Below are 22,229 nucleotides of genomic sequence, written 5' to 3' on the forward strand. Positions count from 1 at the left end.
GCGTTCCGGCGCCGACTCGCCGCCGCCGCGCAGGCCGCCGGGTCCGCCCCCGGCGCGGGCGAGCCCGGGGCGTCCTCCTCGCCCGCCGGAGGCCACGCCGGCCCCGGCGACGCCTACGAGCCCGCCGGGCCCGCCCACGCGAGCGCGCGCACGCTGCGCGTGGACGTGACGAAGCTCGACCGCATGCTCGACCTGTCGGGCGAGATCGCCATCGCCCGCGGCAGGCTCACGGATCTCCTCGAGCAGCGCGCCGGCGCCGGGGCCGAGCAGCTCCTCGAGGCGCACCGCGAGGCGGACCGGCTGTACCAGGACCTCCAGGAGCTCATCACGAAGGCCCGGATGGTGCCGATCGGCCCGACCTTCCACCCGCACGCCCGGACCGTCCGCGACGCCGCCGCCGCCCTCGGGAAGCGCGCGCGCCTCGTCGTCGAGGGTGAGGACGTCGAGGTGGACACCGCGGTCATCGAGCACATCCGCGACCCGCTCACGCACATGGTCCGCAACGCCCTCGACCACGGCATCGAGCCGCCCGACGTCCGGCGCGCGCGCGGCAAGGCTCCCATCGGGACCGTGGTGCTGCGCGCCTTCCACGAGGCGGGGAGCATGGTGATCCAGGTCTCGGACGACGGGGCCGGCCTCGACCGCGCGCGCATCGCGGCGCGGGCGGTCGCGCAGGGGCTCGCGCCGGACGCGGCGCGCGTCACGGACGAGGAGGCGGGACGGCTCGTGTTCGAGCCGGGCTTCTCCACCGCCGACGCGGTCACCGAGCTCTCGGGCCGCGGGGTCGGCATGGACGTCGTGCGCAGGAACGTCGAGGCGCTGCGAGGCTCGGTCGCGATCCGGAGCGTCCCGGGCGCTGGCACGGAGATCACGATCCGTGTCCCGCTCACGCTCGCCATCATCCAGGGCTTCAAGGTGGGCGTCGCCGCGGAGACCTTCATCCTGCCGCTCGACGCGGTCGTGGAGTGCCTCGAGCTGCCCGCGGAGGAGTGCGCGGCGTCCGCGCCCTGCGGGATCCTGAACGTGCGGGGCGCCCCGCTGCCGTACCTGCGCCTGCGGGACCACTTCGGCCTCGGCGGCGCGCGCCCCGGGCGCGAGAACGTGGTGGTGGTCCGGCATGGGGCGCACACGGCCGGCGTCACCGTGGACGCGCTGCACGGTGAGTCCTCCACGGTGGTGAAGCCGCTCGGCCGGATGTTCGGCGGAGTGCCCGGCATCTCGGGCTCGTCCATCCTCGGCAACGGCCGGGTGGCGCTCATCCTCGACGTCGGCGGGCTCCTGCGGGAGACCCTGCGGCGCGCGGCCACGGCAGAGGCGAATGCGGCGTGAAAGGACGGGGGCGCAACCTCGTCATGACTGGGAGCCCGATATGACACAGGCGACGGAAGCGGACGATCGCGCGCAGTACCTCTCCTTCTCCCTCGCGGGCGGCGAGTACGGCGTCGGCATCCTCAAGGTGAAGGAGATCCTCCAGTACGAGACGGTCACGCGCGTGCCGTCCACCCCGCGCTCCGTGCGCGGCGTCATCAACCTGCGCGGCCAGGTCGTCGCGGTCGTCGATCTCGCCGCCAAGTTCGGGCTGCCGGAGACGGAGGTCTCCCGCCTCACCTGCATCCTCATCGTCGAGGCGCGGCTCGACGGCCAGGACACGGTCGTGGGCGTCATGGCGGACGCGGTGCAGGAGGTCATCGAGCTCGGGCCCGCGGACGTCGAGCCGGCCCCGCCCTTCGGCACGGCGGTGAAGGTCGACTTCCTCCTGGGCATGGGGAAGGTCGGCAAGCGCTTCGTGCTGCTGCTCGACCTCGACCGCGTCATCTCGGCCGACGAGAAGGAGTTCGCGCGCGACGCCGCCACCGGCGCGCTCGAGGACGCGCTCGAGGCCGCTCCGGAGGCTCCGGCCGGCGACGCGGTCGAGGCCGCGTAGGCCCGCGTGACGGTGCACGCGGAGCGGCGGGCGCGACAGGCGGCCGGCGCGGGGAGCGTCCCCGCCGTCGTGGCGCCGGCCGTGAGCGCCGTGACGGACGGCGAGTTCGAGCTCTTCCAGCGCCTCATCCACGCCGAGGCCGGGATCTGGCTCGCGCCGGTGAAGAAGGCCCTCCTCGTGGGCCGGCTCGCCCGGCGGCTGCGGGAGCTCGGCCTCACGAGCTACCACGCCTACTACGAGCGCGTCCGCGGGGACGCGGCCGAGAAGGTGCGGATGCTCGACGCGATCTGCACGAACGAGACGCACTTCTTCCGCGAGCCCCGCCACTTCGAGTTCCTGCGAGAACAGGTGTTCCCCGCGCTGCGCGAGGAGGCCGAGGCGGGCCGGCGCGCGCGGCGGATCCGGGTGTGGAGCGCGGCGTGCTCGAGCGGCGAGGAGCCCTACTCGCTCGCGATGTCGCTCCTCGACGCGTTCCCCTCCGGCTGGGAGCTCGAGATCCTCGCGACCGACCTCTCCACCCGGATCCTCGACCGCGCCCGCGCCGCGGTGTGGCCGATCGACAAGGCGAGCGAGATCCCCGAGGCCTACCTCAAGGCCTACATGCTCCGCGGGGTCGGCAGCCAGGAGGGGCTCATGAAGGCGGGGCCCGAGATCCGCGCGCGGGTGCGCTTCGACCGGGTGAACCTGAACGGCGACGCCTGGCCCGACGCGCGCTTCGACCTCGTGTTCTGCCGGAACGTCCTCATCTACTTCGAGCGCAAGGCGAAGGAGCGCGTGGTCGAGCGGCTCATCGACCGGCTCGAGCCGGGCGGGCACCTCTTCCTCGGGCACGCGGAGAGCCTCGGCGGGCTCACCACCCGCGCGCGGGCCGCCATGCCCACCGTGTACACGCTGCCGCCTCCGGCGCGGAGCGCCTGATGCCCGCCCGCGTCCTCGTGGTCGACGACTCCGCCGTGGTGCGGCTGGCGCTCACGCAGATCCTCGGCCGCGCGGGGCTCACGGTCGCCACGGCGCACGACCCGCTCATCGCCATGGAGAAGATGCGCCGGGAGCGCCCGGACGCGATCGTCCTCGACATCGAGATGCCGCGGATGGACGGGCTCACCTTCCTGCGCAAGGTGATGGCCGAGGATCCCGTCCCGGTGGTGGTCTGCTCCGGCCTCGCCGGCCCGGGCACCGAGATCGCGCTGCGCGCGCTGGAGGAGGGCGCGGTCGACCTCGTGGCGAAGCCGCGCCTGGGGGTGAAGGGGTTCCTCGAGGACTCGGCCGTGCGCCTCGTGCAGGTCGTCCGCGCCGCCGTGCTCGCGCGCGTCCCCCGCCGGACGGCCGGCTCGCGCCCGGGGATCAAGCTCTCCGCCGACGCGGTGCTCCCGGCCCGCCCGGCGGCCCGCGGCGCGGCCGAGCGCGTCGTGGTCATCGGCGCGTCCACCGGCGGGACCGAGGCGCTCCGCCAGATCCTCGAGGCGCTGCCCGCGGACGCCCCGGGCATCGCCATCGTCCAGCACATGCCCGAGGTGTTCACCGCGCAGTTCGCGGCGCGCCTCGATCGGAGCTGCCGCGTGGAGGTGAAGGAGGCCGCGCACGGCGACCGGCTCGGTCCGGGCCGGGCGCTCGTCGCCCCCGGCAACCGGCACCTGGCGCTCCGGCGTTCGGGCGCGCAGTACGTCGTCCACGTCCTCGACGGTCCCCCCGTGTCGCTGCACCGGCCGAGCGTGAACGTCCTGTTCCGCTCCGCGGCCCAGGCGGCGGGCGGGAATGCGGCCGGCGTGATCCTCACCGGCATGGGCGACGACGGCGCGGAGGGCCTCGCCGAGCTCCGCGCCGCCGGCGCGCGCACCTTCGCGCAGGACGAGGCGAGCTGCGTGGTGTTCGGCATGCCGAAGGAGGCGATCGCGCGAGGCGCGGTCGAGCAGGTCCTCCCGCTCCCGCGCATCGCGCCCGCCCTGCTGGAGTGGTGGCGGGCGCCGCCGCGGCGCGGCTGAGGGCCGGGCTCGCTTTGCTCGCCGGTCCGCGCCTCACGACCGGCGAGGGTCCGTCAGTCCTCGACCTCGTCGAGCCAGGCCATCTGGATGGCCTCGAGGACCTTCTCGTTCGACTTCTCCGGATCGTCCGCGAAGCCGGGGAGCTCGCGCACCCAGCGGTGCAGGTCGGTGAAGCGGACGGAGAGCGGCGCCACGCCGGGGTGCGTCTCGGCGAGGGCGATGGCGATGTCGCGCACGTCGGTCCATCTCATCGGTGACTCCTGTTCTGACGGGGACTGCGCCCCCGGCCGGCGGGCTCGCTTCGCTCGCCGAGCGTTCGTGTGGAGAACGGGTCCGTCAGGAGGCGATCCGGTTCCCGGGGATCCGCACGACCACGTCCTCGTCCGAGACGCAGGCCTGGCAGCCGAGCCGCGAGCTCGGCTGGAGCCCGGCGGCCTCGTTCAGCTTGTCGTCCTCGCGATCCTCGATCTCGGAGAGCGAGTCGAGCCCCGCCTCGATCCAGACGTGGCAGGTGGTGCAGGCCGCGACGCCGCCGCAGTTGTGGGGGAGCTCGACCCCGGCCTGCTCGGCGGCCTCCAGGATCGACGAGCCGCGGCGGACCTCCGCGCTCTTTCCCTCGGGCAGGAAGGTGACCTTCGGCATGCGCGCTACGCCCCCTCGTCCTCGAGATCGCCGTCCTTGGAGCCGGTCGCGCGCGGGTGCTCGACGATGCTCTCGGCGAACTCCTGCACGCGGTGGCCGGCCATCGCCTGGCGGATGTGCTTGTCCATCCGCCGCTCGGCGAACGCCTTCGAGGCGGCGTCCACCGACTCGATCCACGCCTTGATCGCGAGGTAGTCCGGGCCGGCCATGGCGTCCCGCAGCCCGCGCATGCGCTCCTCGATCGGCGCCCGCTCGGCGTCGGTGAGCAGCCCGCCGTCGAGCTCGAAGGCGGACTCGAGCGAGCCGAGGATCCGGTCGCCCTCCACGCGCCACTCGACGAGGAAGCGCTGGGTCACGTCCTCCTCGGCGTGCTCGATGCTCTCGACGAGCATCTGCTCGACCTCCTCCTCCGTGAGGCCGTAGGTCGCCTTCACCTGGATCTTCTGCTCGATGCCGGTCGTGAGCTCGCGCGCCGAGACCTGGAGGATCCCGTCCGCGTCCACGGCGTAGGTGATCTCGACGCGCGCGATCCCCGCCGGCATGGGGGGGATGCCCTTCAGCGTGAAGCGCGCGAGGGAGCGGCAGTCGCGGGCGAGCTCGCGCTCGCCCTGCACGACGTGCACGACCATCCCGGTCTGGCCGTCGGCGTAGGTCGTGAACTGCTGGGTGGCGCTCGCCGGGATGGTCGAGTTCCGCATGATGATCTTCTCGACGACCCCGCCCATCATCTCGACGCCGAGCGACAGCGGGATGACGTCGAGCAGGAGCAGGTCCTCGCGCCCGCCGCGGTCGAGCGCGTCGGCCTGCACCGCGGCGCCGAGCGCGACCACCGTGTCGGGGTCGAGGTCCGTGAGCGGCTCCTGCCCGAAGATCCGCCGCACGTGGCGGCGCACGAGCGGCGTCCGCGTCGCGCCGCCGACGAGGACCACCCCGTCCACCTTCGCGACGTTCGCGTCGCGCAGCGCCGCCTCGCACGGTCCGGTCGTGCGATCCACCACCGGCTGGATGAGCGCCTCCAGCTCGGCGCGGGTGAGCCGCGCCCGCAGGCGGTGGCCCTCGGGGAGCTCCACGTCCGCCTCGACCACCTCGTGCGCGGTCAGCTCCTCGCGGATCTTCTGCGCCGCGGCCACCGCCCCGCGCAGCACGGCCGGCGACGGCGCGCCGTTCGGGGGCGTGAGCCCGTCCTCCATGAGCCTCCGCGCCACGAGCCGGTCGAAGTCGTCGCCGCCGAGGTGCGTGTCGCCCACGGTGGAGAGCACCTCGAAGACCCCGGCGTCGAGCCGCAGGATCGACACGTCGAACGTGCCGCCGCCGAGGTCGTACACGGCGAAGATGCCCTGCGAGCGCTTGTCGAGCCCGTACGCGAGGGCCGCCGCGGTGGGCTCGTTGAGGAGCCGGAGCACGTCGAGGCCGGCGAGCCGCCCGGCGTCCTTGGTCGCCTGGCGCTGCGCGTCGTCGAAGTAGGCGGGGACGGTGATGACGCAGCCGCCCGGCGCGCCGCCGAGCGCCTCCGCGGCGCCCCGCTTCAGGACGCGGAGGATCTCGGCGGAGACCTCGATCGGCGTGACGGCGCGCGTGCCGCCGTTCAGGACGAGCCGCACGACCGCCCCGGACTCGTCGAAGCGGTAGATGCCGCGGTCCTCGGGGCGGATGTCCCCGGGGCCGCGGCCCATGAAGCGCTTCACCGAGAGGATGGTGTCGAGCGGCCGCTCCGGCGCCCGGCGCTTCGCGCCCGCGCCGACCTCCGGGTCGCCGCCCGCGTCGTAGTACACCGCCGAGGGGAGGAGCCGGCTCCCGCCGTCCACCTCCAGCACCTGCGGGCGGTTCCGCTCGTCCACGTGGGCGACGAGCGAGTTCGTCGTGCCGAGATCGATCCCGATCGCGCGCGGCATGTGGCTCCTCAGGGTCCGGCGGCGGCGGCGCCGCGTTCGGCGTCCGCCACGATGTTGTCGTAGTACCGCGCGCGGGAGAGGCGCCGCGCGATCTCCACCGGCAGCTCCGAGAACCAGTGGTCGTCCTCGAACATGCCTCCGACCTCCGCCTCGATCCCTTCGAGCCGGGAGCGCGCCGCGCGCGCGATGCGCCGCAGGGCCTCCCCGTCGCCGTCGGAGAGCGCGAGGGCGAGCGCCTCCCGCCACTCCAGCTGCTCCTCCAGGAACTCGGGGTCGGTGAAGGTCCGCCCCTCGGAGAACACGTCCGTCCCGGCGAGCTTCAGGAGGTAGGCGGCGCGGAGCCGCCAGTCCTTCAGGTAGCGGAAGGCGTCGTTGAGGCGGGTGGCGCGCTCCAGGGAGAGCCGCCGCTCCCGCGGTTCGGCGCGCGCGAACCGATCCGGGTGGAGCACGCGGGAGAGCTCGCGGAAGCGCCGCTCGAGGTCGGCCCGGTCGAGCGCGAACTCGCGCGGGAGGCCGAGGAGCGAGAAGTAGTCCTCGGTGCGCGCGACCGGCTGGATCTTGCGGCAACGCGGGCAGAAGAGCGTCCCGCTCTCCAGCTCCAGCTCGCAGCTCCAGCAGGTCGGGTGGCGCATCTCAGATCGGGTGGCGCATGCTCTCGAAAAGAGCATTCCCGCTCGCCCGGGGAGATCCCGGCGCCGAGCGGGAACGCACTAGCACGTATCGACTAGATCGTGAACGACTCGCCGCAGCCGCAGGCGCTCTTCACGTTGGGGTTTCTGAACACGAAGCCGCTCTGCATCAGCGTCTGCTGCCAGTCCACCACCGTGCCCGCGAGGAACACGGCGCTCTTCGGGTCGACGAAGAGCCGCGCGCCGTCCCGCTCGATCACCTGATCGTGCTTGGCGGGCTCGGCGGCCCAGTCGATGACGTAGGAGAGGCCCGAGCAGCCGCCCCCCTTCACGCCCAGGCGAAGGCCGCCGTTGGGCGTCCCCTTCTCCGCCGAGAGGGCGCGGATCCGCACCGCCGCCTTCTCGCTCAGGTCGATGTTCCCCGCCATCCTTCGCGCCTCCCCTCAGATCCCGGACTTCAGCACGCCGCGCTCGAGCAGCGCCGCGCGATCGCCCTGGACCGTGTCAGCCTTCACCGTCGGGTCGAGGCCGTGCTTCTTCTGCCAGTCGGCGACGGCCGCCTTGATGGCGTCCTCCGCGAGGACCGAGCAGTGGATCTTCACCGGCGGCAGGTTGAGCTCGTTCGCCACGTCGGTGTTCTTGATGGTCAGCGCCTCGTCGACGGTCTTGCCCTTCACCCACTCGGTCACGAGCGAGGAGGACGCGATCGCCGATCCGCAGCCGAACGTCTTGAACTTCGCGTCCTCGATGACGCCGTCGCCGTTCACCCTGATCTGCAGCTTCATCACGTCCCCGCAGGCCGGGGCGCCGACGAGCCCGGTCCCGACGTCCGGGTCGCCCTTGTCGAGCGAGCCGACGTTGCGGGGGTTCTCGTAGTGATCGAGGAGCTTTTCCGAGTACGACATCTTCGTTCCTTCGCTAGTGGGGGTTCGCCCACTCGATCTGAGACAGGTCGACCCCGTCCTTCACCATCTCGTAGAGCGGCGACATCTCGCGGAGCTTCTTGACCTTCGCGACCACGAGGCGGACGACGTGGTCCACCTCCTCCTCGGTCGTGAACCTCCCGAGGCCGAAGCGGATCGAGGAGTGCGCGAGGTCCTCCGAGATGCCCATCGCGCGCAGCACGTACGACGGCTCGAGCGACGCGCTCGTGCAGGCCGACCCGGACGACACGGCCACGTCCTTGATGGCCATCATCAGCGCCTCGCCCTCGACGTAGGCGAAGCTGACGTTCAGGTTGCCCGGGACGCGGTGCGCGAGGCTGCCGTTCACGGTCAGGAGATCGAGGCCCGCCTGGAGGCCCTTGCGGAGCCGCTCGCGGAGCGCCAGCACCCGCGCCGCCTCGGCGGCGCCCTCGAGCCGCGCGAGCTCGGCGGCCTTGCCCATCCCCACGATGCCGGGCACGTTCAGCGTGCCGGAGCGGAACCCGCGCTCGTGGCCGCCGCCGTCCATCTGCGCCGTGAGCCGCACGCGCGGCTTGCGCCGGACGTACAGCGCGCCCATGCCCTTCGGCCCGTACATCTTGTGCGCGGAGATCGAGGCGAGGTCCACGTTCGCCTGCTCCACGTCGAACGGGACCTTCCCGACGCCCTGCACCGCGTCGCAGTGGAAGAGCACGCCCGCCGCGCGCGTGATCCGCCCGATCTCCTCGATGGGGTGGAGGACGCCGGTCTCGTTGTTGGCGTGCATGATCGAGACGAGGGTCGTGTCCTTCCGCAGCGCCGCCTTCAGCCGGGCGGGATCGAGCCGTCCGTCCTTCTCGACGTCGAGGAAGGTCACCTCGAAGCCCTGCCGCTCGAGCGCGTGCATCGAGTCGAGCACCGCCTTGTGCTCGGTCTTGCAGGTGACGAGGTGCTTGCCCTTCGACTGGTAGAACTGCGCGACGCCCTTCACCGCGAGGTTGTCGGACTCGGTCGCGCCGCTCGTCCAGACGATCTCCTTGGCGGAGGCGCCGATGAGCTTCGCCACCTCCTCGCGCGCTGCCTCGACCGCCTCCTCGGCGTGCCAGCCGAACACGTGGCTCTTGGAGGCCGCGTTTCCGAACTGCTCGGAGAAGTACGGGAGCATCGCCTCGAGCACCCGGCGATCGACCGGGGTCGTGGCGTGATAATCCATGTAGATGGGAATCTTCATCGCACCCGAGGGCTCTTAAGCTTCAGGGAACGCTAACGCCCGGACGTCGACGGGCGGGGTCGAGTATAAGGAAATCAGCCACCCGGTCAAGCGTGCACCGCAAGCAAGCATCGGGCGACACAGCGGAATTTCGTTACCGTTCCCAAGGGACACATGCGCCTTCCGACCCGGATCCTCCTCGCAGCGCTGACCTTCGCGGCGGTCGCGTGGCTGCCTGAGCTGGTCGGCCTGGGCCCGACCGGGTCCCAGAGCGACCTCCAGCTCGGCACCCTGCTCGCCGAGGGCTCGATCGTCGCGTTCGCCGTCGCCTTCGTGGGGGGCGTCGCGACGAGCCTCACCCCCTGTGTGTACCCGCTCATCCCGATCACCGTCTCCATCTTCGGCGCCCGCAAGGCCGGCACCCGCTCCGAGGCGATGGCGCTCTCCGGGCTGTACGTCCTCGGGATCGCCGCGATGTACTCCGCGCTCGGCGTGGGCGCGGCGCTCACCGGCAAGGCGTTCGGGAGCGTGATGCAGAACCCGTGGGTGATCGGGCTCGTCGCGCTCGTGCTCGCCGCGATGGCCGCCTCGATGTTCGGCGCGTTCGAGCTGCAGCTCCCCTCGTCGCTCCAGGCGCGGCTGTCCGGCGTCGGCGGCGCGGGCCGCGCCGGCGCGTTCGCGATGGGGCTCGTCTCCGGCGTCATCGCCGCGCCCTGCACCGGGCCCGTGCTCGCGGCGGCGCTCACCTTCGTCGCCGCTAAGGGCTCGGTCGCGTTCGGGCTCGGCATCATGTTCACCTACGCGCTCGGCATGGGGCTGCTCTTCTTCCTCATCGGCGCGTTCTCGATCTCGCTGCCGAAGAGCGGCGCCTGGATGGAGACCGTGAAGTCGGTCTTCGGCGTCGCGCTCCTCGCCGCGGCCGGCATCTTCCTGAAGGACGCCTTCCCGCAGGTGAAGCCGATCTTCTCCGCCGCCCGCGAGGCGGCGTTCGTCGCGGCCGCGCTCGCGGCTGCCGGCGTCGCCCTCGGCGCGCTGAACGCGAGCTTCCACGGGCCCGCCGGCGAGCGGCTCGCGAAGGGGCTCGGGGTCGCGCTGCTCGTGGGTGGGATCGTCTACGCCGCCGGCGCCGCCGGGGCGCGGGAGCGCGCGCGCTCGGCCGCGGCGTTCGCGTGGCTGCACTCCGAGGAGGAGGCGATCGCGCTCGCGAAGACCTCCGGTCGCCCGGTCATCATCGACTTCTGGGCCGAGTGGTGCACGGCCTGCAAGGAGCTCGACAAGACCGCGTGGGCCGACCCGCGCGTGCGCGAGGAGGCGAGCCGCTTCGTCGCGGTGAAGCTCGACGGGACGGACGGGTCCGAGGCGTTCCAGGCGCTCGCGGAGAAGTACGGGGTGGTCGGGATGCCGACCGTGGTCTTCATCGACCCGCGCGGCCGCGAGGTGCCCGACCGCGTGATCGGCGCGATCCCGGCGCAGGAGATGGTGGGCAAGCTGCGCGCCGTGGACGCGGCCTGCGAGCGCGCGCCGGCCGCCCCGAAGACGGCGGGCGCGCTCGCCTGCGCCGCGCGCTGGTAGCGCGCGGCGGCGCTGGCGCGAAGGGGAGGAGGCCCCGCCGCGGGCCCGCGAGCGCTACAGGACCTGGTAGCCCGCCAGCACCAGGAACTGAAGATCCGCCATGCCGTCGCGCAGGGGCGCGTCGCCGGCGCCGACGCGGAAGCCGACCGCGGCGCGGACGCCGACCGTCAGCTCGTCGTAGAGCGGGGTCTCGTAGGAGGCCGCGGCGCGCGGGGTGAAGAGCACGCCGGCGTCGTAGCGGGTGGTCACCGTGATGGGCGCCTCGCCGGAGAGCGAGACGACCCCGCCGGCGGCGCGCGTCGAGAGGACGAGCGCGGGCGCGAGCTCGAGGCCGCGGTCCTTGTGGTTCTCGTCGTGGATCCACTCGCCGCCGAAGTTCGCGTACCAGGCGAGGCCCACGCGGCCGGCGAGGTCGAAGCCGCCGGCGGTGCCGAGCGGGCGGCGGTAGAAGGCGCCGAGGCGCAGCTCGGTCTTCGCCCAGTCGAGATCCCCGAACACGCCGAGGTCGTCCTGCGGCGTGAGCCCCTGCGCCCAGGCGATCCCGAGCGAGGACCAGCCGGCCCAGGCGAGCGTCGCCGACCCGCCGCCGAGCGGCTCCGCGGAGAGGAGCGAGAGGGTGCGGGGGGGACGCCGCGCAGTGCCGGTCGGGGTGGAGGTGGCGCGAGGCGCCGCGGGGGTCGCCGGGCGCGCGGGCTCGGCCTGCGCCGGGGCTTCCTGGCCCGGCGGCGTCTCGTAGGGCCAGTCCTCGGGCGGCGCCTGGGGGGCGCCCTGCGCGGAGCCCGTCGCGAGCACGAGGTTGAGGGCGAAGAGCGAGGCGAGCATGCGGGTCCTCCGGGCCGCGCATTCTAGCGACGAAGCGGCGCGGCAGGGACGGAACGGATGGGCGGCCGGGGGATTCCCGGTTGACACCCCGTCGGCGCACGGCATATGAGGAGGCCCCCAAAGCCCAGGTGGCGGAACTGGTAGACGCACCAGATTCAGGGTCTGGCGGCCTCAAAACCGTGGAGGTTCGAATCCTCTCCTGGGCACTCGGGCCGGCGGGACACGCTCCCGCCGGCCCGTTTCCGTTCCGGCCCCCCCCCGCTTGACCTTCCCCGCGCGTCTGCATAGATATGCAGACCCATGCATGTCCATCCGGTCTCGGTGGTCGGGGCCTCCGGCTACACCGGCCTCGAGCTGACGCGGCTCCTCGCGCGCCACGCGCACGTCCGCGTCGCGGCGCTCTACTCCGATCGCTGGGCGGACGAGCCCGCCGGCGGGCGGCTCCCGCTCTCGGGTGAGCTCGCGGCGCTGCGCTACCGCCCGCTCGCCGAGGCCGAGCGCGCCGACGGCGAGATCGTGTTCCTGGCGACGCCCGCGGAGGTGTCCGCCGCGCTCACGCCGAGGCTGCTCGCGCGCGGCGCCCGCGTCGTGGATCTCTCCGGCGCGTTCCGGCTCGCGGACCCCGCGGCCTACCCGGCCTGGTACGGGTTCCCGCACCCCGCCCCCGAGCTCCTCGCCGAGGCGCGGTACGGCCTGCCCGAGCTCGCGCGCGCCGGGCTCGCGGGAGCCAGGCTCGTCACGAACCCGGGCTGCTACGCGACCTCCATCGCGCTCGCCGTGGCGCCCCTCGTGAAGTCGGGGCTCGTGTCGCCGGACGGGATCGTCGTCACCGGCCTCTCCGGCGTGTCCGGCGCCGGCCGCAAGGCGAGCGAGGACTACAGCTTCGTCGAGGTCGGGGACGACCTGCGCGCCTACCGCCTCGGCCGCCACCAGCACGTGCCCGAGATCGAGCAGACGGTGCTGCGCCACGCCGGCGCCTGCGGCCCGATCGCGTTCACCCCGGTGCTCGTCCCCATCCGCCGCGGGATCCTCTCCTCCGTCGCGCTCCGGCTCGCCGGCGGCGCGCGTCCGGCCGACCTCGAGGGCGCGCTCCGCGCCGCGTACGCCGAGGAGCCGTTCGTGAAGGTCCTCGCCGCGGACAAGGTCATGGTGAAGGACGTGCTCCACACGAACCGCGCCCACGTCGGCGTCGCGGTGGACCCGCGGGCCGGGATCGCGCTCGCCACCTCCGCCATCGACAACCTCGTGAAGGGCGCCGCCGGCCAGGCCGTGCAGGCGATGAACGCGGCGATGGGCTGGCCCGAGACGGCCGGGCTCGACCTGCTCGGAGGCTGACCGTGAGGATCCCGAAGGGCTTCCGGTTCGGCGGCGTCGCCTGCGGGCTCAAGCCCCAGCGGCGCGATCTCGCCCTCGTGGTGTCGGATCACCCCGCCGCCGCGGCCGGCGTCTTCACCATCAACAAGGCCGCCGCCGCGCCGATCCAGGACGCGCGCCCGCGCGTCCCCGCCGAGGGGATGCGCGCCATCGTGGCGAACTCCGGGAACGCGAACGCGCTCACCGGGCCCGCGGGCCTCGACGACGTGGCCGTGATCCGGAGCGCCGTCGCCGACGCGCTCGGGGTGCAGAAGCGCGCGGTGCTCACCGCCTCCACCGGCGTCATCGGCGCGCGGCTCCCGGCGATGAAGATCGTGACCGCCCTGCCCGCCCTCGTGGATCAGCTCGGCGATCACCCCGACCTCGCCGCCGAGGCGATCATGACCACCGACACGCGCCCGAAGATGGCGGCGCGCGAGGTCACGCTCGGCGGGAAGACCGCGGTCGTGTCGGCCATCTGCAAGGGCTCGGGCATGCTCGCGCCGCAGCTCGCCACGACGATGTGCCTCGTCACGACCGACGCCGCCGTGACGCCCAGGGCGCTGCAGGACGCGCTCTCCCGCGCGGTCCAGAAGACCCTCAACATGGTCACCGTGGACGGCGAGATGTCCACGAACGACTGCGTCATCGCGCTCGCGAACGGGCTCGCCGGGAACCCCCGCATCTCCGAGCCGGGTCCCGACCTCGCGGTGCTCGAGACCGCGCTCGGCGACCTCCTCGGCGAGATGGGCCGCGCCATGGCCGCCGACGGCGAGGGCGCGACGAAGCTCGTCGAGGTGGTGGTCTCGGGGGCGCCCGGCGACGAGGCGGCCCGCGACTGCGCCCGCTCGATCGCGTCGTCGCCGCTCGTGAAGGCGGCGCTCTTCGGCGCCGATCCGAACTGGGGGCGCATCCTCTCGACCGTCGGCGCCCGCGCCGGCGCCGCGGGCTACCCGATCGATCCCTTCAAGGCGCGCGTGTCCTTGCAGGGCATCGCGGTGTTCGGCGGCGGAGCGCCCATCGAGTTCGACCGGGAGAACCTCCGCACGCGCATGCGCGAGAGCCGGATCGACGTGCTCGTCGAGCTCGCCGACGGCGAGGCGCGCGCGACCGCCTGGGGCTGCGATCTCTCCTACGACTACGTGAAGATCAACGCGGACTACACCTCCCTCATCGTCCAGAAGCCGGACGGCGGGATCGCCAAGGACGACCGCGTCTCGAACTACAGCCCTGCCTTCAAGCGGGCGCTCCTCGCCGAGGCGCTCAAGTACATCTCCGCCTTCTCCGGCCAGATCGCCGTCATCAAGTACGGCGGCGCGGCGATGGTGAAGGACAGCCTCAAGGAGGCGTTCGCCGAGGACGTGTCCCTCCTCAAGAAGGTGGGCCTGAAGCCGGTGGTGGTCCACGGCGGCGCGCCCGAGATCACGAAGACCCTCGAGAAGCTCGGCGAGCGCAGCGAGTTCGTGGACGGCATGCGCGTGACCGACGCCCAGAGCCTGCCCGTCGTGGAGATGGTCCTCACCGGCAAGGTGAACCAGGAGCTCGTGGCGCTCCTCAACGCGCGGAACGCCGGCGCGGTCGGCCTGTCGGGGAAGGACGGGCGGCTCCTGCGCGCCAAGAAGGCGACGCACGAGTCCGGCCGCGACCTCGGGCACGTCGGCGAGGTGGTGGAGGTGAACCGGGAGTTCCTCCGCATGCTCCTCGACGGCGGCTACGTCCCGGTGATCTCGCCCATCGGCCTCTCCGACGAGGGCGGCAGCCTGTCCATCAACGCCGACGAGGTCGCCGCCGCGGTCGCGGTGGCGCTCGGGGCGAAGAAGCTCATCTACCTCACCGACGTCCCCGGCATCCTCGAGTCCAGCCCGGACGGCGCGCTCGTGCGCCAGCTCGACACCCGCGATCTCGCGCGCCGGGTGCAGGCCGGCGCCGTGACCGGGGGCATGAAGTGGAAGGCCCAGTCGATCCTCGCCGCGCTCGCGGGCGGCGTGGAGCGCGTCCACGTGCTGGACGGGCGCCAGCCGCACACCGTCATCGCCGAGCTCTTCACCGACCGCGGGGTGGGCTCGCTCGTGACCTCCACATGAACAGCCAGCGCCGCCGCCGCGACGCCGTCGTCCGCCTGCTCCGCGGGCGCCAGATCGGCACCCAGGACGAGCTGCTCGACGCGCTGCGCGCGGGGGGGATCGAGGCGACGCAGGCGACGCTGTCGCGCGACCTCGCGCAGCTCGGCGCCCGCCGCGTGTCGCGCCCGGAGGGGGGCACCGTCTACGAGCTCCCCGACGGCGCCGGCGGCTCGGACGGCCTCGCGACGCTGCGCGGCCTCGTCTCCGAGGTGACCTCGAACGCCTCGCTCGTGGTCATCCGCACCCACCCCGGCAGCGCCCCCGCGATCGCCCGCGCGATCGACCTCGCCGAGCTGCCGGAGGTGCTCGGCACCATCGCCGGCGACGACACCATCTTCGTCGCGCCGGCCGGGGAGCTCCGGCCGCGGCGCCTCGCCGCCCGGCTCGGCGAGCTGCTCGGCGCACCCGTCTCGAACGGCGGCGGCGCGACCGCGTAACGGGGGCTGCGCCCCCGCCCCGCCGACGGCTGGCCGCCGTCGTCGGGGCCCCACCCCTGCTCGCCGGGTCCCGTGCGCCGCCGCGAGCGGCTTCGCCGCTTCCGCGGCGTCGCCCCGGCGGGCTCGCTACGCTCGCCTGTTCGCGACTCGCGTCTAAGGTCGGGCGCTCGCGCCCGCGCGGCGCACGGCCCTCCCCCCGCTCCCCCGATTCTCCCCGCCTCGCCGCGGGCGCGCGGAGCCTACGTTTGCGTCGGAGGGATTCCGACGTGGCGACCCTACTCTGCGAGAACTGCGGCGTGCGACCTGCGGCGATCGAGCTGCGCCGGCGGATGAACGGCGGCGGAGAGGCCGCGGTGCGGCTCTGCCACCACTGCGCGAGCGCGATGGCGGGCGGGGGCCGGCTCGGCTCCCTGGAGAGCCTGATGGAAGGGCTGTTCGGGCCCCGCCTGCGCGGGCGAGAAGGCATGCTCGGGCGCCTGTCGGAGATGGCGCAGCGGGTGCTGCAGCGCTCGGCCCAGGAGGCGCTCGCCTGGGGCCAGCCGCGGGTCGGCGTGGACTTCCTCCTGCTCGCGCTCCTGCACGAGGTCCCCGAGCTGCGCGAGGCGCTCGGCGCCTCCGGCGTGGCGGTGGAGGAGTACGAGGCGCGGCTCGAGCAGGCGATCCCGCGCGGCGCGCCGATCGAGGCGGAGCAGGTGGGGCTCTCGTCCGGCATGAAGCGCGTCCTGCAGGTCGCGCGGATGCAGGCGGCGCAGCGCGGCCAGGACTTCATCGGCCCCGAGCACCTCCTCGCGGCCATCGTCGTCGACGGCGAGAGCTTCGCGGCGCAGTTCCTCCGCGACGTGGACCCGCGCGCGCTCGAGGCGCGGCTCCAGGGCGGCGCGCCCGAGGCGTCGGGCGGGGCGGCGCCGCCGCGCCGCACCGATCTGCCGCCGAACCTCGCCCGCTTCTCCCGCGATCTCTCCGCGCTCGCGAGGGCCGGCGAGCTCGACCCGGTGATCGGGCGCGAGGCGGAGGTGGAGCGGGTCATCCGCATCCTCTCCCGCAAGACGAAGAACAACCCCGTGCTGGTGGGCGAGCCCGGCGTCGGCAAGACCGCCATCGCCGAGGGGCTCGCCCAGCGCATCTCCGCGGGCGACGTGCCCGAGGTGCTGCGCGACAAGCGCGTCCTCGCGCTCGATCTCGGCGGGATGCTCGCCGGCACGCGCTTCCGGGGCGACTTCGAGCAGCGGCTCACCGGCCTCATGGACGAGGTCCGCAAGCTCAAGGGGAAGATCATCCTCTTCATCGACGAGATCCACACCGTGGTCGGCGCGGGCGGCGCCGAGGGCGCGATGGACGCGTCGAACCTCCTGAAGCCCGCGCTCGCCCGCGGCGAGCTGCAGGCGCTCGGCGCCACCACGCTCGACGAGTACCGCAAGCACATCGAGAAGGACGCCGCGCTCGAGCGCCGCTTCCAGCCGGTGCTCGTCTCGGAGCCGACGCCGGCGCAGACGCTCGAGATCCTCCGCGGCCTCCGCGACTCCTACGAGGCCCACCACCGCGTCAAGATCACCGACGCGGCGCTCGACGCCGCGGTGGACCTCTCGGACCGGTACGTCACGGACCGCTTCCTCCCCGACAAGGCCATCGACCTCATGGACGAGGCCGCGGCCATGGTGCGGCTCTCCGCCGCGAGCGGCCCGGACCGGCTCTCGCAGCTCGAGGGGCGCGTCGCGCAGCGCGAGAAGGACAAGGCGCAGGCCGTCGCCGCCGAGCGCTACGCCGAGGCGGCCGAGCTCAAGAAGGAGCTCGAGGGCCTCAAGGCGGAGCTCGACCGGATGCGCAAGGGCTGGCGCGAGCAGCGCTCCACGCAGGAGCCGTCGGTCGGCCCCGAGGACGTCGCGCGCGTCGTCGCGGAGTGGACCGGGATCCCCGCCGAGAAGCTGCGCATGGAGGAGATGCAGCGGCTGCTCGAGATGGAGCGCGCGCTCGAGAAGCGGGTCGTGGGCCAGGAGGAGGCGATCCGCGCCGTGTCCGAGGCGGTCCGCCGGGCGCGCACCGGCCTCAAGGACCCCAACCGTCCCATCGGGACGTTCCTCTTCCTCGGCCCCACGGGCGTGGGGAAGACCGAGACCGCCCGCGCCCTCGCCGAGTACCTCTTCAACGACGAGGGGGCGATGATCCGCTTCGACATGTCGGAGTTCCAGGAGCGGCACACCGTCTCCCGGCTCGTCGGCGCGCCCCCGGGCTACGTCGGGTACGAGGAGGCGGGCAAGCTCACCGAGGCCGTGCGGCGGCGCCCGTACTCGGTCCTGCTCTTCGACGAGATCGAGAAGGCGCACCCGGACGTCTTCAACGTGCTCCTCCAGCTCATGGACGACGGGCGGCTCACCGACGCCAAGGGGCGCACGGTGAGCTTCAAGAACACCATCGTGGTGCTCACCTCGAACGTCGGCGCCGACGCGCTCGCCTACCGCACGACCGTCGGGTTCTTGCGGAGCGACGACGAGTCGGCGCGCGCCATGCGCGATCAGGCGATGGAGGCGCTGAAGACCGCGTTCCGGCCGGAGTTCCTGAACCGCATCGACGAGATCGTCGTGTTCCACCCGCTCACGCGCGAGCAGATGGGCGGCATCGTCGAGCGGCTCCTCGAGGTCACGCGCCGCAAGCTCCACGGCCAGGGCATCTCGCTCGAGGTGACGCCCGCCGCGATCGACGGCCTCGTCGAGCGCGGGTTCGAGCCGCGCTTCGGCGCGCGCCCGCTCCGGCGCGCCATCCAGCGCGAGCTCGAGACGCCCATCTCGCGGATGATGCTCCGCGGCGAGGTGACGGAGGGCGCGCGCGTGCGGGTGGACTTCGCGGACGGCGCCTTCCGCTTCGAGCCGGCGCCGCGGGCGCCCGCCGCCGCGGAGCCGGCGGGCCCGCCCGGACCGCCGCCCTAAGGCGAGCTCCCCACCCGCGCCCACTCCGCGTTGGAGCGGAGCACGCAGTCCTCGATGGCGAGGCCGGCGAAGTAGTTGCCGGTCACGGCGAGCCGCTGCCCGGCGAGGCCACGGTCGATCTCCGCCACGATCTCGGGGTGGCCGAGCGCGGGAGCCGGCAGGACGATCCGCTGCTCCACGACGTCCGGGAGCTCCGCCACCGGGACGCGCAGCACCGCGGAGATCCGCTCGAGCCGCTCGTCGCGCGAGAGGCCGGGCTTGAAGTGGAAGGCGAAGCCGCGGAAGCGGGGATCCGGGAACGGGTCGCGCGTCACGCAGGAGTGGAACACGTCGTCCACGGGGACGAGGAACGCGCACTCCGGCATCCAGCACCGCTCGCGCGGCAGCGCGACGCCCACGCTCTCGACGGCCACCGTCCGGACGCGCTCGATCGCGCCCGCGAGGGCGGGGAAGTCGTCGCGGAGGAGGCTGGGCGCCTGGTCGACCGGAGCGGCCACCGCCGCGATCGGCGCCTCCCAGGTGCGGCCGTCCGCGGCCGTCACGACGAAGCCTCCGCCGGCGCGGGCGACCCGGGTCGCGCGGACGCCCTTCTCGACGGTGATCCCCGGCGCGGCGGCCGCCGCGTCGCACACCGACTGCAGGCCGCCCTCGAGGCCGAAGCTCCGCACGAACTCCGGCCGGCGCGGCCGCTTCTTGAACAGCGACCCCGCCCCCTCCACCGGGAACCCATCGGCCTTCTGCGAGGGGACGGCCGCGAAGAACGGGGAGAAGAGCCGCGCGTAGTTTCCGGGCCCGAGGAGCTTCGAGTAGTACGACCCGATCGTCTCCCCGTCCTTCTTGCGCAGGAAGTTCAGGGGGAAGTGGACGGCCGCCTCGAGCCAGTTCAGCTGGAGCAGGATCTTGGGCGGCGTGAGCCAGCGGTACTCGCCGTTCCGGAGCAGCCCGAATCGCCCCCGCGCCGGCCCGCGCTCCTTCACCTTGCCCGTCATGCCCGTGCCGACCACGATGTCGAGCAGCGCGCCGTAGCTGTTGTAGGCGGTGTGCGCGCCCATCTCGAACCAGTAGCCGTCCGGCCGCCGGTGCGAGTGGAGGCAGCCGCCCACACGCGCCTCGCGCTCGAGCACGAGCACCTTGCGGCCCGCCTGGGCCGCCTTCCACGCGAGCCCGAGCCCGCTCACACCCCCACCCACCACGATGACGTCCGCCGTCGCCATGCCCTTGGAGCTCCCTAACCTCGGGTGAACACTGCCGGCGCGGGGCCGGCGAGCGGGAGGAGCGTCGCAGAGAATGCCGCGCCGCGCCAGAGGCGGGTTCGCCGCACCCGCGGCGGACGCCCACGCCGCTTCCGTGACGTTGGCCGGGTCCGCCGCGTCGGGTTACAAGGCCAACATGCGACTCCGCATCGGTTTCCTGGGGCTCGGGACCATGGGAGAGCCCATCGCAAACAACCTCCGGAAGGCCGGCCACGACCTGACGGTCTGGAACCGGACTCCCTCGAAGGCCGGCCACATCGTCTCGAAGGGCGGCAAGCTCGCGGGGTCGCCGCGCGAGTGCGCGACGGGCCGGGACCTCGTCGTCTGCTGCCTCACGGACGAGCGCGCGCTCGACGCGGTGCTCGAGGGACCGGACGGCGTCCTGGCGGCGCTGCGCGAGGGGGACGTGCTCGTGGACATGAGCACCGCCGGCGTCCAGGCGGCGCGCTCGGTCGGCGAGCGGGTGAGCGCGCGAGGCGCCCGGTTCGTCGCGTGCCCGGTGCTGGGATCGCGGACGGCGGCCGAGCAGGCCCAGCTCGTCCTCGTGGTCGGCGGCCCGGCGATCGCGCGCGAACGCGCCCGGCCTGCGCTGCACGCGGTGTCGGCCCGCCTGTTCGAGGTCGACGAGGCCGCCCAGGCGGCGCTCCTCAAGCTCTGCGTGAACGCCATCGGCGGCGCCATGATCACGGCCTTCGGCGAGGCGCTCGCGCTCGCGCAGGCGGGCGGCATCGCCGTCCCCAAGCTCGTGGAGGTGCTCCAGGCCTCGTCGTTCCACTCGCCCCTCTACCTCATGAAGGGGGAGCTCGTGGAGCGCAGGGACTTCGCGCCGCGGTTCTCCATCGCCCTCGCCGAGAAGGATCAGCGGCTCGCGCAGGAGGCCGCCGCCGACCTCGGCGCGAAGGTCCCGCTCAACGAGACCGTGCGCCGCCTCCTCGCCGCCGCCGCGGAGAGCGGCCGAGGCGACAAGGACGTCGCGGCGATGGCGCAGCTGTTCTTCGAGTGGGTGGAGAAGAAGTAGCGGAGCGACGCGCGCGCCCGGCGCAGGCCGAAAACGGTTTCTCCGGCGCGCTAGGCCAAGGCCTCGCCGACCACCCTCACCAGATCGTCCAGGTGGAACGGCTTCTTCACGTAGCCGACCGGCCGGCCGATCCGCTCGACCTCGCGCGCGACCTCGTCCGGGGGGGTCGCCGACACGAAGAGGATCTTCGGGCAGCGCTCGCCGAGCGCCTCGCGAAGCGCGAGGAACAGCTCCGCGCCGTCCATGCCCGGCATGCGGAAGTCCACGAGGGCCAGATCCGGCGGCTCCAGCCGGGCGAGGGCGAGCGCCTCGGCGGCGTTGGAGGTGGACACGGCGGCGTGTCCCATCCGCCGCACGGCGAGCTCCAGCGCACGCCGGACGATGTCGGTGTCGTCGACGATCAGGACCCGGGCCAAGGCACCTCCGCGAGATTGCGGCGGCCCGGGATGCGGTTCGCGTGCCGCCGCCAAGTCCCGTTTTATCGGGTGGCGGGAGGTGGTCCTGGGGAACCCAGGGTGTGCGCGCCCGAGCGCTCCTCACCCGTAGCGGGCGAGGGTCCGCCGCACCGCGTCCACGAAGTGCCGGCGCGCCGAGGCCGGCGCGATCACCTCGGCGTCGCCGCCGAGGGAGAGCGCGTACCGGGTGGCGTACTCGTCGCTCGCCCCGGCGAGCTCGACGACCGCCCCGCCCTTCTCCGTGCGCTTCACGAGCCGCACCCCGGGCCGGGCGAGCGCCCAGGCCGCGGCGAGGGGCCCGAGCTTTATCTGCGCGGGCTCTCCCTGCGCCTCCGAGAAGAGCCGCGCGAGCACGAGCTCCGCCTCGCTCGGCGGATCGAAGCGCTCGTCCGTGACGGCGCACTCCCGGATCCGGTCGAGGCGGAACGCGAGCGCCTTCCCGCGCTCGGAGTCGTGGCCGTACAGGTACCAGTGGCCGAACCGCTGGGCGAGCGTGTAGGGGCGGACGACGCGCTCGGTCTCCGCGTCGCGCGAGGCGGAGTGGTAGGCGAGCCGCACCGCGCGGCGCTCGGCGATGGCGCGCTGGAGCCGGCCGAGCACCGAGTCGCGCGCGGGCGGCGCGCCGGCGTAGATGCGGCCGACGAGCTCGTCGAAGCTCGCGCGGCGGTCGCGCGGCACCGACTCGCGGAGCGCCTTCACGGCGCGCTCCCGGCCCTCGCCACCGAGCCCCTGCGCCGCGGCGGCGAGCGCGGCCGCCTCGCTCTCGGTGAAGCGCGGCGGGCGGGAGAAGCTCTGGTGCAGCGCGACGTAGACGCGGTCCCCCTCGACGTACAGGTCGAGGAAGTCGTCGGGCGCGAACGGCGGCGAGCCGACCTCGAGGAGGAAGTCGAGATCCGCGAGCAGCTCCCGCTCGGTGCAGGCGCAGCGGCGCGCGAGCTCCTTCACCGGGATGCCCGGGTGGCGCACCGCGTACGGCACGAGGAACAGGACGCGCCGGAGCCGGTCGCGGGGGTCGGGCCGCGGCGCGGCGGCGGCGGCCTTGCGGGCGGCGGCCTTCGGGGCCGGGGCCTGGGCCGGCTTCGGCGCGGCGGACC

21 protein-coding genes and 1 tRNA gene are annotated in these 22,229 nt (G+C 73.7%); 11 read left to right on the forward strand and 11 right to left on the reverse strand.

Annotated elements, in window-relative coordinates; genetic code table 11:
- The 4 genes from MNZ39_RS16985 to MNZ39_RS17000 form a co-directional block, all read left to right on the forward strand.
- On the forward strand, nucleotides 1-1,329 hold a 1,329-nt coding region (locus MNZ39_RS16985; protein ID WP_242340272.1), incomplete at its 5' end, for a chemotaxis protein CheA.
- Nucleotides 1,330-1,369: 40 nt separating this feature from the next.
- Nucleotides 1,370-1,924, forward strand: a complete 555-nt coding sequence (locus MNZ39_RS16990) for a chemotaxis protein CheW (protein ID WP_242340273.1) — start codon at nucleotides 1,370-1,372, stop codon at nucleotides 1,922-1,924.
- Between the two features lie 6 nt (nucleotides 1,925-1,930).
- Complete coding sequence (locus tag MNZ39_RS16995) at nucleotides 1,931-2,842, forward strand: protein-glutamate O-methyltransferase CheR (RefSeq protein ID WP_242340274.1); 912 nt, start codon at nucleotides 1,931-1,933, stop codon at nucleotides 2,840-2,842.
- Nucleotides 2,842-3,906: a chemotaxis response regulator protein-glutamate methylesterase gene (locus tag MNZ39_RS17000; RefSeq protein ID WP_277956944.1), complete on the forward strand. Its 1,065-nt coding sequence runs from the start codon at nucleotides 2,842-2,844 to the stop codon at nucleotides 3,904-3,906. Before MNZ39_RS16995 ends, MNZ39_RS17000 begins: the two co-directional genes overlap by 1 nt.
- A 53-nt stretch (nucleotides 3,907-3,959) precedes the next feature.
- Here MNZ39_RS17000 and iscX read toward each other — a convergent pair whose 3' ends face one another.
- The 7 genes from iscX to MNZ39_RS17035 all read right to left on the reverse strand — a co-directional run bounded on the left by iscX (nucleotide 3,960) and on the right by MNZ39_RS17035 (nucleotide 9,202).
- Nucleotides 3,960-4,157: a Fe-S cluster assembly protein IscX gene (iscX, locus tag MNZ39_RS17005; RefSeq protein WP_242340275.1), complete on the reverse strand. Its 198-nt coding sequence runs from the start codon at nucleotides 4,155-4,157 to the stop codon at nucleotides 3,960-3,962.
- Between the two features lie 85 nt (nucleotides 4,158-4,242).
- Nucleotides 4,243-4,548, reverse strand: coding sequence for a 2Fe-2S iron-sulfur cluster-binding protein (locus MNZ39_RS17010; RefSeq protein ID WP_242340276.1), 306 nt, complete (start codon nucleotides 4,546-4,548; stop codon nucleotides 4,243-4,245).
- A 5-nt stretch (nucleotides 4,549-4,553) separates the two neighbouring features.
- On the reverse strand, nucleotides 4,554-6,440 hold the full coding sequence (hscA, locus tag MNZ39_RS17015) for a Fe-S protein assembly chaperone HscA (RefSeq protein ID WP_242340277.1): 1,887 nt from the start codon (nucleotides 6,438-6,440) through the stop codon (nucleotides 4,554-4,556).
- An 8-nt stretch (nucleotides 6,441-6,448) separates the two neighbouring features.
- Nucleotides 6,449-7,072 carry a Fe-S protein assembly co-chaperone HscB gene (gene hscB, locus MNZ39_RS17020; protein ID WP_242340278.1) on the reverse strand — a complete coding sequence of 208 codons (624 nt, stop codon included), beginning with the start codon at nucleotides 7,070-7,072 and terminating at the stop codon, nucleotides 6,449-6,451.
- A 92-nt stretch (nucleotides 7,073-7,164) separates the two neighbouring features.
- Nucleotides 7,165-7,497, reverse strand: a complete 333-nt coding sequence (locus tag MNZ39_RS17025; protein ID WP_242340279.1) for an iron-sulfur cluster assembly accessory protein — start codon at nucleotides 7,495-7,497, stop codon at nucleotides 7,165-7,167.
- 15 nt (nucleotides 7,498-7,512) lie between these two features.
- Nucleotides 7,513-7,974, reverse strand: a complete 462-nt coding sequence (gene iscU / locus MNZ39_RS17030; protein WP_242340280.1) for a Fe-S cluster assembly scaffold IscU — start codon at nucleotides 7,972-7,974, stop codon at nucleotides 7,513-7,515.
- A gap of 13 nt (nucleotides 7,975-7,987) precedes the next feature.
- The gene (locus MNZ39_RS17035) at nucleotides 7,988-9,202 is read right to left on the reverse strand and encodes an IscS subfamily cysteine desulfurase (protein WP_242340281.1); all 1,215 of its coding nucleotides are present in this window, start codon (nucleotides 9,200-9,202) and stop codon (nucleotides 7,988-7,990) included.
- 153 nt (nucleotides 9,203-9,355) lie between these two features.
- Between MNZ39_RS17035 and MNZ39_RS17040 the strand changes: the two genes are divergently transcribed.
- Nucleotides 9,356-10,753 carry a protein-disulfide reductase DsbD gene (locus MNZ39_RS17040; protein ID WP_242340282.1) on the forward strand — a complete coding sequence of 466 codons (1,398 nt, stop codon included), beginning with the start codon at nucleotides 9,356-9,358 and terminating at the stop codon, nucleotides 10,751-10,753.
- Between the two features lie 54 nt (nucleotides 10,754-10,807).
- On the opposite strand, the gene MNZ39_RS17045 is transcribed toward MNZ39_RS17040, so the two are convergent.
- The gene (locus tag MNZ39_RS17045; protein ID WP_242340283.1) at nucleotides 10,808-11,575 is read right to left on the reverse strand and encodes a hypothetical protein; all 768 of its coding nucleotides are present in this window, start codon (nucleotides 11,573-11,575) and stop codon (nucleotides 10,808-10,810) included.
- A 122-nt stretch (nucleotides 11,576-11,697) separates the two neighbouring features.
- On the opposite strand from MNZ39_RS17045, the gene MNZ39_RS17050 reads away from it, so the two are divergent.
- The 5 genes from MNZ39_RS17050 (at nucleotide 11,698) to MNZ39_RS17070 (ending at nucleotide 18,409) form a co-directional block, all read left to right on the forward strand.
- Nucleotides 11,698-11,781: transfer RNA gene (locus MNZ39_RS17050), tRNA-Leu, on the forward strand.
- Nucleotides 11,782-11,875: 94 nt separating this feature from the next.
- Nucleotides 11,876-12,910 carry an N-acetyl-gamma-glutamyl-phosphate reductase gene (gene argC, locus MNZ39_RS17055; RefSeq protein WP_242340284.1) on the forward strand — a complete coding sequence of 345 codons (1,035 nt, stop codon included), beginning with the start codon at nucleotides 11,876-11,878 and terminating at the stop codon, nucleotides 12,908-12,910.
- Nucleotides 12,911-12,912: 2 nt separating this feature from the next.
- Nucleotides 12,913-15,012, forward strand: coding sequence for a bifunctional glutamate N-acetyltransferase/amino-acid acetyltransferase ArgJ (argJ, locus tag MNZ39_RS17060; RefSeq protein ID WP_242340285.1), 2,100 nt, complete (start codon nucleotides 12,913-12,915; stop codon nucleotides 15,010-15,012).
- Nucleotides 15,009-15,488 (forward strand): arginine repressor, encoded by a 480-nt coding sequence (locus MNZ39_RS17065; RefSeq protein ID WP_242340286.1) that lies wholly within the window; start codon nucleotides 15,009-15,011, stop codon nucleotides 15,486-15,488. Before argJ ends, MNZ39_RS17065 begins: the two co-directional genes overlap by 4 nt.
- Before the next feature lie 266 nt (nucleotides 15,489-15,754).
- On the forward strand, nucleotides 15,755-18,409 hold the full coding sequence (locus MNZ39_RS17070) for an ATP-dependent Clp protease ATP-binding subunit (RefSeq protein ID WP_242340287.1): 2,655 nt from the start codon (nucleotides 15,755-15,757) through the stop codon (nucleotides 18,407-18,409).
- Here MNZ39_RS17070 and MNZ39_RS17075 read toward each other — a convergent pair.
- The gene (locus MNZ39_RS17075; protein ID WP_242340288.1) at nucleotides 18,406-19,623 is read right to left on the reverse strand and encodes an NAD(P)/FAD-dependent oxidoreductase; all 1,218 of its coding nucleotides are present in this window, start codon (nucleotides 19,621-19,623) and stop codon (nucleotides 18,406-18,408) included. The two genes, MNZ39_RS17070 and MNZ39_RS17075, sit on opposite strands and share 4 nt — an antisense overlap.
- Nucleotides 19,624-19,798: 175 nt before the next feature.
- On the opposite strand from MNZ39_RS17075, the gene MNZ39_RS17080 reads away from it, so the two are divergent.
- Nucleotides 19,799-20,680 (forward strand): NAD(P)-dependent oxidoreductase, encoded by an 882-nt coding sequence (locus tag MNZ39_RS17080; protein ID WP_242340289.1) that lies wholly within the window; start codon nucleotides 19,799-19,801, stop codon nucleotides 20,678-20,680.
- A 50-nt stretch (nucleotides 20,681-20,730) separates the two neighbouring features.
- Here MNZ39_RS17080 and MNZ39_RS17085 read toward each other — a convergent pair whose 3' ends face one another.
- Both MNZ39_RS17085 and MNZ39_RS17090 read right to left on the reverse strand, forming a co-directional pair.
- A complete protein-coding gene (locus tag MNZ39_RS17085; protein ID WP_242340290.1) occupies nucleotides 20,731-21,096 on the reverse strand; it encodes a response regulator in 366 nt (121 codons plus the stop codon).
- A 120-nt stretch (nucleotides 21,097-21,216) separates the two neighbouring features.
- On the reverse strand, nucleotides 21,217-22,229 hold a 1,013-nt coding region (locus tag MNZ39_RS17090), incomplete at its 5' end, for a YafY family protein (protein WP_242340291.1).

Origin of the sequence: Anaeromyxobacter sp. SG66, assembly GCF_022690805.1 — a bacterium.
Lineage (GTDB): Bacteria > Myxococcota > Myxococcia > Myxococcales > Anaeromyxobacteraceae > Anaeromyxobacter > Anaeromyxobacter soli.

Bases quoted from the DNA above. Each gene is read 5' to 3' on its own strand.
- hscA (WP_242340277.1), bottom strand. From the start codon at position 6,440: ATGCCGCGCGCGATCGGGATCGATCTCGGCACGACGAACTCGCTCGTC.
- MNZ39_RS17000 (WP_277956944.1), top strand. From the start codon at position 2,842: ATGCCCGCCCGCGTCCTCGTGGTCGACGACTCCGCCGTGGTGCGGCTG.
- MNZ39_RS17045 (WP_242340283.1), bottom strand. From the start codon at position 11,575: ATGCTCGCCTCGCTCTTCGCCCTCAACCTCGTGCTCGCGACGGGCTCC.
- MNZ39_RS17065 (WP_242340286.1), top strand. From the start codon at position 15,009: ATGAACAGCCAGCGCCGCCGCCGCGACGCCGTCGTCCGCCTGCTCCGC.
- MNZ39_RS17025 (WP_242340279.1), bottom strand. From the start codon at position 7,497: ATGGCGGGGAACATCGACCTGAGCGAGAAGGCGGCGGTGCGGATCCGC.
- MNZ39_RS17035 (WP_242340281.1), bottom strand. From the start codon at position 9,202: ATGAAGATTCCCATCTACATGGATTATCACGCCACGACCCCGGTCGAT.
- MNZ39_RS17075 (WP_242340288.1), bottom strand. From the start codon at position 19,623: ATGGCGACGGCGGACGTCATCGTGGTGGGTGGGGGTGTGAGCGGGCTC.
- iscX (WP_242340275.1), bottom strand. From the start codon at position 4,157: ATGAGATGGACCGACGTGCGCGACATCGCCATCGCCCTCGCCGAGACG.
- MNZ39_RS17010 (WP_242340276.1), bottom strand. From the start codon at position 4,548: ATGCCGAAGGTCACCTTCCTGCCCGAGGGAAAGAGCGCGGAGGTCCGC.
- argC (WP_242340284.1), top strand. From the start codon at position 11,876: ATGCATGTCCATCCGGTCTCGGTGGTCGGGGCCTCCGGCTACACCGGC.
- MNZ39_RS17040 (WP_242340282.1), top strand. From the start codon at position 9,356: ATGCGCCTTCCGACCCGGATCCTCCTCGCAGCGCTGACCTTCGCGGCG.
- MNZ39_RS17080 (WP_242340289.1), top strand. From the start codon at position 19,799: ATGCGACTCCGCATCGGTTTCCTGGGGCTCGGGACCATGGGAGAGCCC.
- iscU (WP_242340280.1), bottom strand. From the start codon at position 7,974: ATGTCGTACTCGGAAAAGCTCCTCGATCACTACGAGAACCCCCGCAAC.
- hscB (WP_242340278.1), bottom strand. From the start codon at position 7,072: ATGCGCCACCCGACCTGCTGGAGCTGCGAGCTGGAGCTGGAGAGCGGG.
- MNZ39_RS16990 (WP_242340273.1), top strand. From the start codon at position 1,370: ATGACACAGGCGACGGAAGCGGACGATCGCGCGCAGTACCTCTCCTTC.